Here is a 16,642-nt window from a genome sequence, read left to right as displayed (position 1 = left end):
TCGACTCAAGACAGGAGCGTGATGTCTTCCCGAGTCTAAGACGATCTGTCCGGGAATCCTGGCAGGACGCCCGTAAACTAGAGCCTTGATGCCAGAGACGTCCCCTTATGCAGAAGACCTGAGGCGAATGCAGGTCGGCGATTCCCGTGTCGTCGTGCGCGGATCCGCCACGCGCTACTGGGAGTACGGCGATCCGGATGCCGAGACCACTGTGCTGGTCGTTCACGGATTCCGAGGTGACCACCACGGGCTGGAGCCGGTGGTCGCTCAACTGCCTCGCTGGCGCATCATCGTTCCCGACCTGCCGGGCTTCGGGGAGTCTGATCCGTTCGCGCATGCTGCGCACAACGTCGAGTCCTACGCTGAGTGGCTGATCGAACTCGCGGATGCTCTTCAGCTCACCGCTGCTTCCACGGTGATTCTCGGGCATTCGTTCGGCTCGATCGTGGCCTCAGCTGCGGTCGCCCGCGGCTTGCCCTGTGCACGGGTCGTGCTCATCAACCCGATAGGCGCCCCCGCTCTAGAGGGACCACGCGGCGTGCTGACGAGACTGGCGGTTCTCTACTATCGCCTCGGTGCGCTCCTACCGGCGCCTCTCGGTTTCGCGCTCCTCCGAAATCCAATCATCGTGCGTGTCATGAGCATCACGATGGCGAAGACTCGAGATGCCCGTACGCGGCGGTGGATCCATGGCGAGCATGATGCCTACTTCAGCAGCTTCGCCGATCGTGATGTGGTGCTCGAAGCCTTCCGAGCATCAGTGAGCCACGACGTGACCGAGTACGCGCCGAAGATCGCGCAGCCGACGCTGCTGATAGCCTCCGATCGCGATGATCTGACACCGATCGCGGCGCAGCGACGTCTGGCCGGCCTCTTTCCCCAGGCGGTCCTTCGCGTGATCGCGAACGTCGGTCATCTGATCCATTACGAGGCGCCGACGGAGGCCGCCAGATATGTTCGGGACTTCCTGAGGAGGGTCACGTGAGACTCATCGTCGACTGCCGTTTCGTCACGGATCGGGACGATGACCCGGTGAGCACCACCGTACGTGGACTCGTCGCCGCACTGGCTTCGCGGCATCCTCTCACCATGCTCATCAGCGACTACCGCCAGCTTGCCTACCTGCCGCAGCTGCCCTGGCAGCTCCTACGCCCGATCGACGATCTGCGCGATGTCGTCACTCCCATGGGACTCTCTGAGGCGGGCGTTGACATCGTCTTCGCCCCGGCCCCTGTGTGGAGCACCCTCGGCCGACGGTACGGCCTCGTCGTCGGCTCTGCCTCGCCGAGCGCACCGGATTCGTTCGCCTCGATCGGGAGCCGTCTTCTGCGGCCGCTCCGCGCGATGTTCCACCGCCTCCTCCAGCGTGGCGCTGACGCCGTCGTCGCCGTCGCAGGGGCAGGGCAGAGGGATGCCGTCACCGCGACGCGCCCCGGCCAGCCGATCATCCGGCTTGACCCGCAGAACGTCCTCAGCACATCAGGCGACGACTGGGAGGCGCAGGCGGAGCAGCTGATGTCGCTGTTCTACGAGGTGCATCGCGACCGCCAGACTCAGATTCGTCGCGAAGCTCAGCGCTGAGGCAGCTTGGTATGACCGAGGTCTCGGTCCATCGTCACAGTGCGCAGAGTCGTCAGCTCGAGAGAGTCGTCACTCCACGTGAAGTCATGGAATGAGCCGTTCGAGATGAGCTGGCCCGCGGTAGGCTGCTCGCCGTCCGTTGCATAACGCACGAGCGAGCCGATCACTCCGCCGTGAGTGACCGCGAGAACGCGGGACGCCTCCGCGATCTGAGCGCTCGCGCGGAGCGCCGCGAGCACCCGTTCGATGACCTCTTCGCGACTCTCAAGACCGGGTACGACCGCGTCGCCCGGGAAGGCCGCCTGACGTTCGTCGAAGGTCATTCCCTCCATCTCTCCGTGCGCACGTTCGGCGAGGCCGTCGATGAGCAGGGGAGAGGCTAAGTCGAGCGACCCGCCGATGATCTCCGCCGTCTCACGGGCGCGTCCGAGAGGACTGCTCACGATGAGGTCCCACGGTGCCAACGCGGCGAGCGCCGCTCCGGCATCCCTCGCCTGACGTCGTCCGATGTCGTTCAGGGGGATGTCCGTGCGCCCCTGAATGCGGCGCTGCTTGTTCCAATCGGTCTGACCATGCCGAACGAAGGTGATGAGGGTCACGCGTCTGCCTTTCTGCCCGCGCGGCGGAGCTCACGGGATGAGATGCTCGGCGAATGCCGCAAGAGTCGTTGACGTCCCGCCCTCAAGCCTAACTGTGGCGCGCGAATCTCCCTTCGTCTCGCCCCGGTTGATGATCACGATCGGCTTTCCTCTGCGACGAGCGATCTCGAGGATGCGGATTCCCGAATTCACGACGAGGGACGATCCCGCCACCACCAGCGCATCAGCGCGTTCCACGACGCTCGCTGCAAGCCTGAAGATCGCCGACGGAACAAACTCGCCGAAGAAGACCACCTCGGGTTTGAGGATGCCTCCGCAACGCGCGCAGTCGGGCACGACGAACTGGCTGGGGTCGGCGACCTCGGCATCCCCGTCTGGGTTGATCCTGACTTCGCCCGGGTCCTCGAGCCAGGGATTCAGCTCGTCGAGAGTCCGCGCGAGCGCCTCGCGGGAGTAGACCTGTCCGCAGCGCAGGCAGAGCACGCGATGCAGCGTGCCGTGAAGTTCGATCAGACGGCGTGTGCCAGCCCGAAGGTGCAGCGCATCGACGTTCTGAGTGACGACGCCCGTCGACCTGCCGGCATCCTCGAATCGAGCGATCGCGATATGCCCCTCGTTCGGCGCGGCCGCATCGAACATCTTCCAGCCCTGATGGCTGCCCGCCCAGTAGCGCTTGCGCGAGAGCTCGTCGGAGAGAAACTGCTGCACCGTCATCGGAGTGCGACGCGGAGCCCCATCACCGCGATAGTCAGGAATGCCCGAATCGGTGCTCACACCCGCTCCGGTCAGAAATGCGATGCGTCTGCCCTCAAGGTGCTCGAGCGCGGTTTCGAAACCCTCGGGCGGGTCAGGAGGTGAGGCGGGGTCAATGACGGCATCCACACCTGCGACGATAGTAGACGCAGCCGCAATCGAGTCTGGATGCCTCGCAGGCGACGCACGACGAGAGGACCTCTGTGCAGATCACACCCATCACCGACCTCGCGGCTCCCGGACTTGACGATTACGCGCGCCTCACCGACGTTGCGTTGCGTCGCAAGCTCGAACCCGAGGGCGGGCTGTACATCGCGGAGTCGCCGAAGGTGATCCGTCGCGCGATCGCCGCGGGGCATCGACCGCGCTCCATCCTGCTGCAGGAGAAGTGGCTCGACGACATCGCACCGGCTCTCGATGAGTTTCCGGACCTTCCGGTCTACATGGGTTCAGAGGAGATTCTCGAGCAGCTCACCGGGTACCACATGCACCGGGGAGCTCTCGCGGCGATGCACAGGCCTGCACTCCCATCGGTGCGTGAGATTCTTCAGGATGCTCGCAGAGTCGTCGTTCTGGAAGACATCGTCGACCATACGAACGTCGGCGCGATCTTCCGCGCTGTCGCCGGGATCGGCGCGGACGCCGTTCTGGTGTCACCGCGCTGCGCTGATCCGCTCTACCGGCGCAGCGTGCGTGTGAGCATGGGGACTGTGCTGCAGGTGCCGTGGACGCGAATGGCGAACTGGTCCTCAGCGGTCGACGCAATGCACGACGCCGGTTTCCACATCGCCGCTCTCGCGTTGAGTGACGACGCTGTGCCGCTCGACGAGTTCTCCCGCGCGATGCCGAACCGCCTCGCCCTGTGCCTCGGCACCGAGGGCGATGGACTCAGCCGGCGAGCTGTTGCCTCCGCAGACACCACGGTGGTCATCCCGATGATGCACGGGGTCGACTCGCTCAACGTGGCTGCGGCGAGCGCTGTCGCTCTGTGGGAGCTGCGTCAGCGCTGAGTCTCGTCAGGCAGCGCGAACGGCTTGGCCTCCGGGCGCTTCGGCGCCACATTGTCGCCGGAGGACTGATGGCGGATCCGGCGAAGAACCCACGGCACCAGATACTCACGTGCCCACACCAGGTCTTCGGCGCGGGCCTGCCGCCAGCTGCGCACGGGCAGCGGTTCCGGCTCCATCGGCTTCAGGTCGTTCTCGACGTTCAGCGCCCGCAGGACCATTCGAGCCACCTCGTGGTGCCCGTATGAGTTCATGTGGAGGCGATCGGGCGCGAACATCCGGGTGTCCTGCACGCTCTTCAGCGCCCACTGATCCGCGACGATGCAGTCATGAGCCTCGGCGATCGCGCGGATGTTCTCGTTGTAGATCGCAACCTTTCCACGGATGCCGCGGAAGACCGGGGAGAATCCGACGTCGACGCCCGTGAACACCACGATTGTGGCCCGATCACGGCTGAGCCGCTCGATCATGTCGTTGAAGAGCTCAGCGATGCGATCAGGGTCGCTTCCCGGACGGATGACGTCATTGCCGCCAGCCGAGATCGTGATGAGATCGGGGTGAAGATCAAGTGCGGGCTCAACCTGGGCGTCGGAGATCTGTTGGATCAGTTTTCCTCTGACGGCGAGATTCGCGTAGGCAAAGTCATGAGAGCCGCGGCTCAGCACTTCAGCGACGCGATCCGCCCAGCCGCGATGACCTCCGGGGAGCGAGGGCTCGGGATCGCCGATCCCCTCGGTGAATGAGTCACCGATCGCAACATAACGCGACCAGGGATGCCGCTGCTCTGGGTCCGCCGTGTTGCTCTCGCTGTTCGCGGGTTGCTCGACTGCCACCTCGTGGTCCTTTCACTCGTCCCGGTCACACGCTACCCTCTCTTCGCTGAGACAGCCGTCGGAGATCATCTCCGGCGTCAGTCGCGTCGGGTACAGTACCTAGGTCGTGAGTAGTTCTGAAGCAGCATCTCCAACCCCGCGCATCGGCACTTCTGCAGCCGAGCATCTGCCGCCCACATTCCCGGAGCGCGCGGCGTGGGGAACCGTGGGAAAGCTCCGTGCGTGGCAGCGCGAGGCGATGGATGCCTACTTCACCGACGAACCTCGCGACTTCCTCGCGGCGGCTACGCCCGGCGCCGGAAAGACGACGTTCGCCCTTCGTCTCGCCGCTGAGCTCCTCTCGCGAGGCACCGTCGAGCGTGTCACCGTCGTCGCGCCGACGGAGCACCTCAAGAAGCAGTGGGCTGAAGCCGCGCATCGTGCGGGCATCCGTCTCGACCCCACATTCACGAACCGGCAGGGGCGATACGGCAGCCATTACCACGGGGTTGCCGTCACCTACGCGCAGGTCGCCGTGCGAGCATCCCTCCACCGAGACATCACTCTCTCAGCTCGCACTCTCGTCATCCTCGACGAGGTACATCACGGCGGAGACACGCTCAGCTGGGGCGACGCGATCCGTGAGGCGTTCGATGGAGCCACGCGGCGCCTCTCACTCACGGGAACTCCTTTCCGATCGGACACAGCCCCCATCCCGTTCGTGACGTACGCCCCCGATAGGGAAGGCATCCGCACCTCGCTCACCGACTACAGCTACGGATATGGGCGAGCACTCGCGGATGGCGTCGTCCGGCCCGTCATCTTCATGGTCTACGCCGGACACATGCGCTGGAGAACCAAGACCGGCGACGAGATGGAGGCACGGCTCGGCGAAGACAACACGAAAGACATCACGTCGCAGGCATGGCGTACCGCCCTGAATCCTGAGGGGGAGTGGATACCTCAGGTGCTCGCGGCGGCGGACCGTCGGCTCAGCGAAGTGAGGCAGTCGGTTCCCGATGCGGGAGGCCTCGTCATCGCGACCGATCACTTCGCCGCTCGCGCCTATGCGACGATCCTCGAATCGCTCACGGGGGAGAAGCCGACCGTCGTGCTCTCCGACGAGAAAGAGGCGAGCGACCGCATCGCCGAATACGCAGAGAACGACAGTCGCTGGCTGGTCGCTGTGCGAATGGTGTCCGAAGGCGTCGACGTTCCCCGACTCTCCGTCGGCGTATACGCGACCAGCTCATCGACGCCCCTGTTCTTCGCGCAGGCGATCGGACGTTTCGTGCGCTCTCGGCGACGCGGCGAGACCGCATCCGTCTTCCTGCCCAACGTGCCTCAGCTGATGCTGCTCGCGAACCAACTCGAGCGTGAGCGCGATCACGCGCTCGACCGGCCAGACTCGGGAGACGGTGAGGGCGACCTGTGGAACCCGGAAGACGCCATGGTCGCCGAAGCGAACAGGCCCGATTCCGCATCAGATCAGCTCTCTGCCGAGTTCACCTATCAGGCGCTCTCGAGCGACGCCCAGTTCGACCGGGTTGTCTTCGACGGTCAGGAGTTCGGCAGCTACGCACAGCCGGAGACCGAGGAGGAAATGGATTTCATCGGGCTTCCGGGGCTGCTCGAACCTGAACAGGTGCACGAACTCCTCACCCAACGGCACCGTCGTCAGGCCCGTCGCATCGACGCCCGCGAGAAGACGATGACACCGGAGCAGAAGGAAGAGAACAAGCCGCTCTACCGCACGCTCAAGGAGCAGCGCAGCCTGCTCAACAGCCTCGTCGGGCTCTATGCCAAGAACACGAACCAGCCGCACGGCCTCGTCCACGCTGAGCTCCGTCGCACGTGCGGCGGCCCCGCGGTACCTCAGGCGAGTGTCACACAGCTGCAGGCACGCATCGATTTTCTTCGTCGAAAGCTTGGCAGCACGCGCTGACAGCGACCGCTGTCGGCTGATAAGCCCCACGCCCTCCAGCGGTCCGCACAAATGAAAAGAGCCGGATCCTCAGATCCGGCTCTTTCTCCACGTGCGCGAGGGGGGACTTGAACCCCCACGCCCTATATGCGGGCACTAGCACCTCAAGCTAGCGCGTCTACCAATTCCGCCACCCGCGCGTGGTGTCTCGGTTCCGGATTTCTCCGGCGCCGAGGTAAGACTCTAGCACGATTTTTCGGCACGTTTTACCACTCGGCATCCGCGCCGCACCGTTCGATACCGTTGAAGCATGACGACCGCATCACGTGAACCGGTGAACTCCCCAGATCAGACCGCAAGACTGGAGGAGACGGCCCGTCTCACGCGCGACCTCATCAGATTCGACACCACCAATTACGGCGGGGGAAAGGCCCACGGGGAGACCGAAGCGGCCGAGTACGTCGAGGCTTACTTGGACCGTCTCGGCGTGAAATCCCAGCTGTTCGACTCCGAACCGCGCCGCACGAGCCTTGTGGCGCGTGTCGAGGGCCGAGACTCGAGCAAACCGGCTCTGGTCGTGCACGGCCACCTGGACGTAGTCCCGGCAGATCCGCGGAACTGGAGTGTGGATCCGTTCGAAGGCGTCATCAAGGACGGGATGCTGTGGGGGCGCGGGGCGGTCGATATGAAGGATATGGATGCCATGATCCTCACGAGCCTGTCTGACGTCCTCGCAGACGGACAGCCGGAGAGGGACCTCATCATCGCTTTCTTCGCCGACGAGGAGAACGGTGGCGTCCTCGGGTCACACCATCTCGTGGAGAAGCACCCCGAGCTGTTCGCCGGAGCGGGATCCGCGATCAGCGAGGTCGGCGGCTACTCGATCGACGTCGACGGGCGCCGCGCGTACCTCCTGCAGACGGGGGAGAAGTGCCTCGTCTGGCTGACGCTCCGTGCCCGCGGGACCGCATCGCACGGCTCACGCGTCATGCACGACAACGCCCTCACCGCGCTTGCCGAAGCCGTCGCGACGATCGGTCGTCAGGACTGGCCGGTTCGCCTGATTGACACGACCTCGTCGCTTCTTGCGAAGATCGCGGCGATCACCGGGGCCGATCCCACAGAGGTCTCACCGTCCGAGCTCCTCCTCGCCACAGGAACCGCGTCGGGATTCCTGCAGGCATCACTGCGCACGACCACCAACCCGACGATGCTGAATGCGGGCTACAAGAGCAACGTCATCCCCGATGTCGCGGAGGCACGTATCGACGTGCGAGCGATGCCGGGCGAAGAGGACGACGTGATCCAGCAGATCACGGAGCTCGTCGGCCCCGAGATCGAAGTCGAGGTCAACCACCGCGACGTCGGACTGGAGAACCCGTTCTCCGGTGACCTGATCGACGCTGTCGTGGCGTCGCTGCACCGCCACGATCCCGATGCCCCGGTTCTGCCGTACCTGATGCCCGCAGGAACGGACAACAAGGCACTGTCCAAGCTCGGCATCACCGGGTATGGGTTTGCACCGCTCCGCCTGCCCGCCGATATGGATTTCCCAGCAATGTTCCATGGCGTGGATGAGAGAGTGCCTCTGGACGCATTAGTCTTTGGCAGGCAGGTTCTCACCGACCTGCTTCGCACCTACTGACACCTCACATCACCAGGCGGATATCCCGAACGTGGACCTCATCAACGCGATCATCCTCGGCATCGTCCAGGGACTCACAGAATTCCTGCCCGTCTCCTCCAGCGCCCACCTGCGCATCGTGGGGGAGTTCCTCGGAACCGGGGAGGATCCCGGCGCTCGTTTCACGGCCATCACGCAGATCGGCACGGAGACCGCCGTCATCATCTTCTTCTGGCGCGACATCGTCAGAATCATCACCGCCTGGTTCCGCGCTCTCGGCGGAAAGATCCCGCGGAACGACCCTGACGCACGCATGGGATGGCTGATCATCATCGGCAGTGTCCCGATCGTCGTCCTGGGGCTCGCGTTCCAAGACCAGATCGAGACGGTGCTGCGCTCGCTCTGGTTCACGGCGACGACACTCATCGTCTTTGGCATCCTCCTCGGCATCGCCGACTGGGTCGGAGCGAAGCGACGAGAGCTCGGCGACCTGACCTACGGGCATGGCATCATCTACGGTTTCGCACAGGCGATGGCGCTCATCCCGGGCGTCTCCCGCTCAGGCGGCACCATCACCGCAGGGCTCTTCCTCGGCTATTCGCGCGCCGCGGCCGCGCGTTATGCGTTCCTGCTCGCCATTCCCGCGGTACTCGGCAGCGGTTTCTACCAGGTCGCCAAATCGATCGCTGCACCGTGCGAGGCCGGCATGAGTGGATGCACGCCGGATATCTTCGGCCCGCTGGAGACGCTCGTCGCCACCGTCGTGGCCTTCGCCGTCGCTCTCGTCGTCATCGCGTTCTTCATGAAGTGGATCTCACGCCACAGCTTCCTGCCTTTCGTGATCTACCGGATTCTGCTGGGCGGAGCACTCATCGTGCTCTTGGCCACTGGCGTGATGACACCGTGAGCCGCCGATAGGCTGGACTCATGCATGCCTGGCCCCGTCCCGAGCTCCCTTCTCTCCCCGGCGAATCATCGGCCCCGTGCCTGTTCGACACCGCTTCCCAATCACTGATCGAGGCCGTGACAGGGGACACTGCCAGGCTCTACGTCTGCGGCATCACGCCGTACGATGCGACGCACATGGGGCACGCTGCGACCTACGTTGCGTACGACACTCTTCAGCGTGTGTGGCGGGATGCCGGGCTGACGGTGCACTACGCGCAGAACATCACTGACATCGACGACCCGCTCCTCGAGCGCGCCACTGACACGGGAGTGAGCTGGCGCGACCTCGCGGACGAGCAGGTGGAGCTCTTCCGCGCCGACATGGAGAGCCTCTCCGTCATCCCACCGGACGAATTTGTCGCCGTGACTGAGGTGATAGCACCCATCGCCGCAGCCGTCGACAGGATGCTGCGCGAGGGCACCGCCTACACGGTCGCAACTCCGGAATCAGACGAGGGCGACGACGTCTACTTCGACATCGCGGCGGCTGAGGCTTCCGTGCCCTGGACGCTGGGGGAGGAGAGCGGCTACGACCGGCAGACGATGGAGGCTCTCTCCGCGGAGCGTGGGGGCGATCCCGAGCGTTCCGGCAAGCGCGATCCTCTTGACCCGCTCCTCTGGCGAGCTGCACGTGAGGGAGAGCCGAGCTGGCGATCGCCCATGGGCGACGGGCGCCCTGGGTGGCACATCGAATGCTCCGTCATTGCGCTGCGTGAGCTGGGCGCCGATTTCACCGTGCAGGGCGGAGGGAGCGACCTCATCTTCCCTCACCACGAGCTGAGCGCCGGGCATGCCGTGGCGCTGTCGGGCAAGCCCCTAGCGCGGGTGTTCAGCCACACCGGCATGGTCGCGTACCAGGGCGAGAAGATGTCGAAGTCGCTGGGCAACCTGGTTCTGGTTTCAGCCCTGAGACGCGACGGTGTCGATCCTCGCCAGATACGGCTCGCAATTCTCGAGAACCACTATCGGAGCGATTGGGAGTGGACCTCCGAGACGCTGACTCGTGCAGCGCAGCGGCTCGAGCGCTGGAACACAGGCTTCATCTCAGCCGTCGATAACGGCGAGATCGCTGCCTCCGTCGTACGTCACCTTCGCGACGCGCTTCGCATGGATCTCGACACGCCCGAAGCTGTTCGAATCCTCGACGACGCAGCCGAGCACGGGGTCGATGAGCCGAGCGTTCTGCGCTCCGCGATCGAGCTGCTGCTCGGCATCCGCCTCAACAGCTGACCGGGAAGATCAGTCCTTCTCTGAGTCGTCCTCGGCGTCTCGGCCTTCGTCGTCTCCGCCCGTGTGCTCTCCCGGCTTCTCGTCGCGCGTGGCCTTCGACGAGTCGTCAGCGCGCTCCTCACCCGCCGCGCGTCGCGGCTGGTCAGTTCCGGCGGTGCGCTTGGGATCCTCGCTCGCGACCCCCGGCCCTTTCTTCACGTCGGAGGTGCGCAGGTATCGCTCGAATTCACGAGCGATCGCCTCTCCGCTGGCCTCGGGAGCCTCGACTGTGTCGCGCGCGGCCTCAAGTTGGCGGATGTACATCGCCATCTCCTCGTCCTCAGCGGCGAGCGAGTCGATCGTCTGCTCCCACTCGGCTGCCTGCTCCATGAGCTCGCCTCGCGGGATGACAACGTCGATCAGCTCTTCGAGCTTATCGATGAGTGCGAGCATCGCCTTTGGAGACGGAGAGTGCTGCACGTAGTGGGGGACTGACGCCCAGATCGACAGTGTCGGAATGTCGAGAAGGTCAGCGGCGTCAGCGAGCGCGCTCAGCACTCCGACCGGTCCTTCGTAGGTGCTGCGTTCGATGTCAAGCGACTGACGCACCTCAGGGTTCTCACTACTGGTGAAGACACTGATCGGTCGAGTGTGCGGAACGTCGGCGAGCATCGCGCCGAGGAAGATAATCGCGGAGACGTCGTGCGTGAGCGCAGCATCCAGAAGCTCAGCGCAAAATGCCTTCCAGCTTCTCGACGGTTCCGTCCCGACGAGCAGGTAGACGTTGTCGTTGTTGGCCGCGCTGATTCTCATCTCGGCATCATCGGCGAGCTGCCCGACCGGCTCGCCCGGGTGCGCGGGTCCGTAAAGCTTGGCGCTCGGCCAGGTCAGACGGCGCTTGCCTTCGGCGTCGGTCGAGATGACCGGTCGGTTGAACTGGAAGTCGAAATAGAGTTCCGGATCCACCTCGAACAGCTGGGTCAGCTCAAGCTGGTCCTTCAGCATACGCACCGCACCCGTCGCGGCGTCACCCGCGTCGTTCCAGCCTTCGAACGCGACGACGAGAAGCCGTCCGCTCAGTAGATCCTGTCCGTCTGTCACTCGCATCCTGTCCTTTGATCCGCCTCCGCGACTCCGGAGGCTCATCCCAGAATAGGCGGAACCCGAAGCCGGTAGCATGGTGACCCGTGACTGCGATAGCCCCGGCGGCCGTCCTATGGGACATGGACGGCACCGTCGTCGATACCGAACCCTACTGGATTCAGGCCGAGACCGACCTCGTCGAGTCGTTCGGACAGACCTGGACGTACGAAGACTCCATGACACTCGTGGGTGCCGGGCTCTGGGAGTCCGCGGGCATCCTCCGAGCACACGGCGTCGAGATGGAGTCTGACGCCATCGTCTCGCACTTGACGGGGAAGGTCGTCGAGCGCCTCTCGCGAGACGGAGTGCCATTCCGACCTGGGGCAGAGCGGATGCTGCGAGAGCTTCACAGCCGCGGAATGCGAGCAGCACTCGTGACGATGTCCGTGCGCAGCATGGCCGAGCACGTGGTGAGCCATCTGCCGTTCCCCGCGTTCGAGCTGCTCGTCACCGGCGATGAGGTGTCGCAGCCGAAACCGCACCCGGAGCCCTATCTCGAGGCCGCCCGCCGTCTCGGCGTCCCCATCGAGGACTGCATCGCAATCGAGGACTCCAGAAACGGTCTCGCATCCGCGGTCGCGTCCGGCGCTCGGTCGCTCGCCATCCCGCACGCCGTCTCCATTCCGCCCGGGCCTGACTTCACCATCTGGTCGACGCTCGAAGGGCGCACGGCAGACGACCTCTTCTCTCTTCCTTTCCGATCTGAAACGGATTCACCTGAATGACCTTTCCGTCCGAGCGCGCGCAGAACACCGGCCCCTTCCGTGTGGGCGACCGCGTGCAGCTGACCGGCCCGAAAGGGCGTCGCAACACAATCACCCTGGAGCCGGGCAAGCAGTTCCACACTCATAAGGGCGCCATCAGCCATGACGACATCATCGGCAAGCCGGACGGCTCGGTCGTGCAGAACAGCGCGGGCATCGAGTATCTGACGCTGCGTCCTCTCCTCGTGGACTTTGCAATGTCCATGCCGCGAGGCGCCGCGATCGTGTACCCGAAGGATGCCGCGCAGATTCTGGCGCAGGCAGACATCTTCCCCGGAGCGACCGTCGTCGAGGCCGGTGTGGGTTCCGGAGCACTGTCACTCTGGCTGCTTCGCGCCATCGGTCCGGCTGGCAGGCTCGCATCGTTCGAACGACGCGACGAGTTCGCTGACATCGCTCGGGGCAACGTCGCGACCTTCCTCGGACGCGACCCGGAGAACTGGACCGTCCAGGTCGGGGATCTGTCCGACGAGCTGCCGACGTCGATGCCGGATGGGAGCGTCGACCGAGTCGTTCTCGACATGCTTGCACCGTGGGAATGCCTGGATGCCGTCTCGGCAGCTCTCACGCCAGGGGGAGTGCTGCTCTGCTACGTAGCCACCGTGACGCAGCTGTCTCGCGTCGCTGAGGCGATCCGCGACAGCGGTTGCTACACGAACCCGGAGTCGAATGAGACGATGGTTCGCGGCTGGCACGTCGAGGGGCTGGCGGTTCGCCCGGACCACCGGATGATCGGGCACACCGGCTTCCTCATCTCTGCGCGCCGTCTGGCGCCCGGCACGGTGCTTCCCGAGCTCAAGCGCCGCGCGTCGAAGAGCGACTACACCGCGGAAGACGTCGAAGCGTGGACCCCTGGCGCGCTCGGCGAACGAGCTGTCAGCGACAAGATCCTGCGCAAGCGCGCTCGTGCCGCTGAATCGGGCGCTGAGACGTCGAAGGCGCGCGATCTCCCAGACCCTGCGCACGACGCGACTGATTCCGAGCACTAAACTTGATGAGCCCGAGGTCCACGATGTTGAAACGAGGTACCGTGCGCTACGCACCCGCTGTGATCCTGTCCGCCGCAGTTGTGGCCGCAACACTCACCGGGTGCAGCAGCGCCCCCGCGTCTCAGGACTGCCTGCAGCCGGGGAAGGCGACCGATCAGGTGAGCGTGAGCGGCAAGCTCGACAGCGCACCGAAGGTCTCGATTCCCACGCCCCTCTATGCCCAGTACACGCAGGCGGAGACAGTCATCGCTGGTGACGGTGCCGAGCTGACCGGTGATGAGGTCGTATCGATCTCGTGGACGCTCCTCAACGGCCGAACGGGGGAGAAGCTGTTCTCGACGGACTACGAGAATCCGAAGCCGGCGGTTCAGAGCGGTCTGATCCCGGGCATCGCCGAGGCGCTGGAGTGCCAGACCGTCGGCTCACGAGTGGTCGCGGCCATCGCCCCCGAAGACGCGTTCGGAGAGCAGGGCAACGCGATGCTCGATGTCGAGCCGAAAGACACTCTGATCGCTGTGATCGACATCGCTGATTCTTTCCGCGCCAAGGCGGACGGCACGAACCTCCCCGTCGTCGAGCAGGGGCTTCCCTCTGTCGTGCGCGCACCCGACGGCACACCCGGCCTGACCATCCCAAACTCTCCTGCGCCGACGTCTGAGAAGGCGGCGCAGCTCAAGCTCGGAAAGGGCCCGACCGTCTCCACGGACGACACGATCGTCGCGCACATTCTCCAGGCCTCGTGGGACACACAGAGTGTGACCTCGTCGACTTGGTCGGATGAGACACCGAAGACCATCACGATCAGTGACGCACCTGAAGCCCTGAAGAAGGCGCTCACGGACACAACTGTCGGGTCGCAGGTGATCGTCGTCGAGCCAGACGGCGACGATGACGCAACGATCTACGTCATCGATGTCCTCGGGATTCTCTGACGACGCGTGTCGGATGCCGTAAGCACACGCCGACACTAGGATGAACACGTGTCCGACTCCACGCCGAAGCCCGCACGCGTACCCGTTGAGGAACGCCTCTTTAGTCTTGTGCTCGCCCTCGTCGCGACCGAGTCCGGCCTCGCGAAAGATGCGATCCTCTCGACGGTCCAGGGGTATCGACAGCGCTACATGCCTGGGGGAGACAACGCGAGCCTCGAGCGGCAGTTCGAACGCGACAAGGACGATATCCGCGACCTCGGCATCCCTCTGGAGACCCTGACGCCGCCTGACGAGGAAGGAAACTCCCAGAACACGCGCTACCGCATCTCCAAGGGTGAGTACGACCTGCCCGAGGACATCACGTTCACAGCGGAAGAGATCACACTCCTCGGCCTCGCTGCGACAGTCTGGCGCGAAGGCACGCTCTCAGGGGAGTCTCAGCGTGCGCTGATGAAGCTGCGCTCCCTCGGCGTAGACGAGATCGACCCTGTCATCGGAGTGGCCCCGCGGCTGCGCACACGAGAGGCCGCCTTCGAGCCACTTCGCACGGCGCTCGAGCGGCATCACATCGTCACTTTCCCGTACATGAAACCCGGGGATGCCGCGGCACGAACGCGCAGCATCGCCCCGCTTGCGCTTGTGCAGCACAGCGGCCGCTGGCACCTCTACGGCATCGATACCGAGACCGATCAGCGACGCACATTCCTGCTGTCGCGCATGCTGCAGGCTCCTCGTTCGACCGGTCGCCCCTTCGAGCAGCCGGAGGGCGAGAGTTTCGCCGATACCGCGTTGAGCAATCTGGACCGGCTGTGGGAGCGAAACAGCGCCACCGTGCGCGTGACTCCGAATACGCACTCCTGGTCTCGGCTCGTGCGGCTCCACAATGCTGAGATCATCGACGAAGACCTTCTCCGGCTGCATTTCACAGACGTCAATATCCTCGCTGATGAGATCGCCTCGTTCGGCCCCGAGGCAGAGGTGCTGGCGCCGCCGACGCTTCGAGCCGCCGTCGTCCAGCGGCTCACCCGCATCCGCTCATCGCACACGGAGGGAGAGTCATGACGGGGCGTGCGACGGGAGCCCGCGACAAACTCGCTTTCCTTCTCTCACTCGTGCCGTATGTCCTTGACCGGCATCAGACGACCGTCGCCGAGACGGCAGCGCACTTCGACGTTCCCGAGGAGCACGTTCGCCAGTCCGTACGGCTCATCGCCGTCTCCGGCATCCCTGGTGAGAGCAGCCAATATCAGCACAACGACCTCTTCGACATCGACTGGGATGCCTTCGACGAACGCGACGAGATCGTCATCACGCACCGAGTCGCGATCGACGATTCGCCGCGATTCTCCTCGCGAGAGGCAGCGGCCCTCATCGCGGGACTCCAGTACCTCTCCGCGCTTCCCGAGCACGCCGATCGCGACGTCGTCGGCTCGCTCATGGCCAAGCTCACACGCGGTACGACCGGAAGTCCGCTCGAAGTGGCGATCGAACAGCCTCAAGCCGACGCAGCCTTGGCCTCGATTCGGGATGCCGTCGCAGACAGGCACCAGATCGAGTTCACTTACTTCAACTCGCGTGACGTCCGCGAGCGGCGAACCGTGGATCCGCTGCGCATCGACTCCCTGGACGAGAACTGGTACCTACGGGCGTGGTGCCATCTCCGCCAGGGCGTGCGCACCTTCCGGCTCGACCGCATGTCAGAGATCTCCGTGACTGATCAGCCGATCACCCACAACGCGAGCGAGATCGCGCTGCCCGATTCACTGTTCCAGTCGACCGACGCTGACGTACACGTCGTCGTCGACATCTCCGCCGACGCAATCCCGCTGATCGAGGAGTACGTGGCGTCGACCGCTGCCGGTTCCGACCCGGCCCGCGTGATCGCGACCCTTCGGCTTGCCCATCTGACGGGGGTCGGACGTCTCATCGCGGGGCTTCCCGGCAACGCGCGAGTGATCGAACCTCCCGAGGCGCGAGCGTCTGTTGCGGAGTGGGCGGGCGAGGCCCTGTCACGGTACGAGAACGATTCGCAGAGGCCTCGCGCCTGAAGGCGATAGAATAATCCGACCCTCAATGTGATTGGCGTGAGATGTTAGGTAACTTGACCGGATGGCACCTTGTCATCATCCTGTTCATCATCCTGCTGCTGTTCGGCGCTCCTAAGCTTCCCGGCTTGGCACGCAGCGTCGGCCAGTCGATGAAGATCTTCAAGAGCGAGATCAAGAACGAGGGCGATGACGCTGAAGAGGGCTCCGATAAGCCCGGTGCTACGAAGACGGAGTCGTCCTCCACGTCGGAGAGCACAACCCCTGATAAGCCGTCAGACGGCTCGACGCCCAAATCCTGACTTCCGCTGT

General features: G+C 64.6%; 17 protein-coding genes and 1 tRNA gene. 13 read left to right on the top strand and 5 right to left on the bottom strand.

Translation table 11 applies throughout. From position 1 onward, the window contains the following. The first annotated feature begins 88 nt into the window (after positions 1-88). Together ACSAGD_RS06240 and ACSAGD_RS06235 are read left to right on the top strand one after the other, a co-directional pair. Entirely contained in the window at positions 89-985 is an 897-nt protein-coding gene (locus ACSAGD_RS06240; RefSeq protein WP_437584853.1) for an alpha/beta fold hydrolase, read from the top strand. Continuing rightward, a complete protein-coding gene (locus ACSAGD_RS06235) occupies positions 982-1,581 on the top strand; it encodes a hypothetical protein (RefSeq protein WP_437584852.1) in 600 nt (199 codons plus the stop codon). Before ACSAGD_RS06240 ends, ACSAGD_RS06235 begins: the two co-directional genes overlap by 4 nt. On the opposite strand, the gene ACSAGD_RS06230 is transcribed toward ACSAGD_RS06235, so the two are convergent. Both ACSAGD_RS06230 and ACSAGD_RS06225 read right to left on the bottom strand, forming a co-directional pair. After that, positions 1,572-2,180 carry a histidine phosphatase family protein gene (locus tag ACSAGD_RS06230; RefSeq protein ID WP_437584851.1) on the bottom strand — a complete coding sequence of 203 codons (609 nt, stop codon included), beginning with the start codon at positions 2,178-2,180 and terminating at the stop codon, positions 1,572-1,574. The genes ACSAGD_RS06235 and ACSAGD_RS06230 overlap by 10 nt on opposite strands. 30 nt (positions 2,181-2,210) lie before the next feature. Beyond that, positions 2,211-3,062, bottom strand: a complete 852-nt coding sequence (locus tag ACSAGD_RS06225) for a Sir2 family NAD-dependent protein deacetylase (RefSeq protein ID WP_437584850.1) — start codon at positions 3,060-3,062, stop codon at positions 2,211-2,213. 74 nt (positions 3,063-3,136) lie between these two features. On the opposite strand from ACSAGD_RS06225, the gene ACSAGD_RS06220 reads away from it, so the two are divergent. Further along, the gene (locus ACSAGD_RS06220; RefSeq protein ID WP_437584849.1) at positions 3,137-3,943 is read left to right on the top strand and encodes a TrmH family RNA methyltransferase; all 807 of its coding nucleotides are present in this window, start codon (positions 3,137-3,139) and stop codon (positions 3,941-3,943) included. On the opposite strand, the gene ACSAGD_RS06215 is transcribed toward ACSAGD_RS06220, so the two are convergent. Next, complete coding sequence (locus ACSAGD_RS06215) at positions 3,934-4,773, bottom strand: SGNH/GDSL hydrolase family protein (RefSeq protein WP_437584848.1); 840 nt, start codon at positions 4,771-4,773, stop codon at positions 3,934-3,936. The genes ACSAGD_RS06220 and ACSAGD_RS06215 overlap by 10 nt on opposite strands. 106 nt (positions 4,774-4,879) lie before the next feature. Between ACSAGD_RS06215 and ACSAGD_RS06210 the strand changes: the two genes are divergently transcribed. Then, positions 4,880-6,697 (top strand): DEAD/DEAH box helicase, encoded by a 1,818-nt coding sequence (locus tag ACSAGD_RS06210; RefSeq protein ID WP_437584847.1) that lies wholly within the window; start codon positions 4,880-4,882, stop codon positions 6,695-6,697. Between the two features lie 92 nt (positions 6,698-6,789). Here the strand turns inward: ACSAGD_RS06210 and ACSAGD_RS06205 are convergent. Continuing rightward, a tRNA-Leu gene (locus ACSAGD_RS06205) sits at positions 6,790-6,876 on the bottom strand. Between the two features lie 110 nt (positions 6,877-6,986). Between ACSAGD_RS06205 and ACSAGD_RS06200 the strand changes: the two genes are divergently transcribed. Genes ACSAGD_RS06200 through mshC form a run of 3 tightly spaced genes read left to right on the top strand, consistent with a single transcriptional unit; the run spans position 6,987 to position 10,478 of the window. Then, positions 6,987-8,321, top strand: coding sequence for a M20/M25/M40 family metallo-hydrolase (locus tag ACSAGD_RS06200; RefSeq protein ID WP_437584846.1), 1,335 nt, complete (start codon positions 6,987-6,989; stop codon positions 8,319-8,321). Positions 8,322-8,352: 31 nt separating this feature from the next. Continuing rightward, positions 8,353-9,207 (top strand): undecaprenyl-diphosphate phosphatase, encoded by an 855-nt coding sequence (locus tag ACSAGD_RS06195; RefSeq protein WP_437584845.1) that lies wholly within the window; start codon positions 8,353-8,355, stop codon positions 9,205-9,207. 20 nt (positions 9,208-9,227) lie between these two features. Further along, complete coding sequence (mshC, locus tag ACSAGD_RS06190) at positions 9,228-10,478, top strand: cysteine--1-D-myo-inosityl 2-amino-2-deoxy-alpha-D-glucopyranoside ligase (protein ID WP_437584844.1); 1,251 nt, start codon at positions 9,228-9,230, stop codon at positions 10,476-10,478. A 9-nt stretch (positions 10,479-10,487) separates the two neighbouring features. Here the strand turns inward: mshC and ACSAGD_RS06185 are convergent, their stop codons facing one another. Then, entirely contained in the window at positions 10,488-11,558 is a 1,071-nt protein-coding gene (locus tag ACSAGD_RS06185; protein WP_437584843.1) for a proteasome assembly chaperone family protein, read from the bottom strand. Positions 11,559-11,644: 86 nt separating this feature from the next. Between ACSAGD_RS06185 and ACSAGD_RS06180 the strand changes: the two genes are divergently transcribed. The 6 genes from ACSAGD_RS06180 to tatA are packed head-to-tail and all read left to right on the top strand — an operon-like array spanning position 11,645 to position 16,632. After that, on the top strand, positions 11,645-12,325 hold the full coding sequence (locus ACSAGD_RS06180; protein ID WP_437584842.1) for an HAD family hydrolase: 681 nt from the start codon (positions 11,645-11,647) through the stop codon (positions 12,323-12,325). After that, positions 12,322-13,353, top strand: coding sequence for a tRNA (adenine-N1)-methyltransferase (locus ACSAGD_RS06175; protein ID WP_437584841.1), 1,032 nt, complete (start codon positions 12,322-12,324; stop codon positions 13,351-13,353). Before ACSAGD_RS06180 ends, ACSAGD_RS06175 begins: the two co-directional genes overlap by 4 nt. A 41-nt stretch (positions 13,354-13,394) precedes the next feature. Further along, positions 13,395-14,285, top strand: a complete 891-nt coding sequence (locus ACSAGD_RS06170; protein WP_437584840.1) for an FKBP-type peptidyl-prolyl cis-trans isomerase — start codon at positions 13,395-13,397, stop codon at positions 14,283-14,285. A gap of 48 nt (positions 14,286-14,333) precedes the next feature. Continuing rightward, positions 14,334-15,347 carry a helix-turn-helix transcriptional regulator gene (locus tag ACSAGD_RS06165; protein WP_437584839.1) on the top strand — a complete coding sequence of 338 codons (1,014 nt, stop codon included), beginning with the start codon at positions 14,334-14,336 and terminating at the stop codon, positions 15,345-15,347. Further along, positions 15,344-16,333, top strand: coding sequence for a helix-turn-helix transcriptional regulator (locus ACSAGD_RS06160; protein WP_437584838.1), 990 nt, complete (start codon positions 15,344-15,346; stop codon positions 16,331-16,333). The genes ACSAGD_RS06165 and ACSAGD_RS06160 overlap by 4 nt, the downstream gene beginning before the upstream one ends. A gap of 41 nt (positions 16,334-16,374) precedes the next feature. Further along, on the top strand, positions 16,375-16,632 hold the full coding sequence (gene tatA, locus ACSAGD_RS06155) for a twin-arginine translocase TatA/TatE family subunit (protein ID WP_437584837.1): 258 nt from the start codon (positions 16,375-16,377) through the stop codon (positions 16,630-16,632). Positions 16,633-16,642 lie beyond the last annotated feature (10 nt).

Origin of the sequence: Paramicrobacterium salitolerans (assembly GCF_051513965.1) — a bacterium.
Lineage (GTDB): Bacteria > Actinomycetota > Actinomycetes > Actinomycetales > Microbacteriaceae > Paramicrobacterium.
The sequence above is the reverse complement of the archived record's forward strand: the minus strand, read 5'-3'. Positions and strand labels throughout refer to the sequence as shown.

Bases quoted from the DNA above. Each gene is read 5' to 3' on its own strand.
- ACSAGD_RS06240 (WP_437584853.1), top strand. From the start codon at position 89: ATGCCAGAGACGTCCCCTTATGCAGAAGACCTGAGGCGAATGCAGGTC.
- ACSAGD_RS06200 (WP_437584846.1), top strand. From the start codon at position 6,987: ATGACGACCGCATCACGTGAACCGGTGAACTCCCCAGATCAGACCGCA.
- mshC (WP_437584844.1), top strand. From the start codon at position 9,228: ATGCATGCCTGGCCCCGTCCCGAGCTCCCTTCTCTCCCCGGCGAATCA.
- ACSAGD_RS06175 (WP_437584841.1), top strand. From the start codon at position 12,322: ATGACCTTTCCGTCCGAGCGCGCGCAGAACACCGGCCCCTTCCGTGTG.
- ACSAGD_RS06160 (WP_437584838.1), top strand. From the start codon at position 15,344: ATGACGGGGCGTGCGACGGGAGCCCGCGACAAACTCGCTTTCCTTCTC.
- tatA (WP_437584837.1), top strand. From the start codon at position 16,375: ATGTTAGGTAACTTGACCGGATGGCACCTTGTCATCATCCTGTTCATC.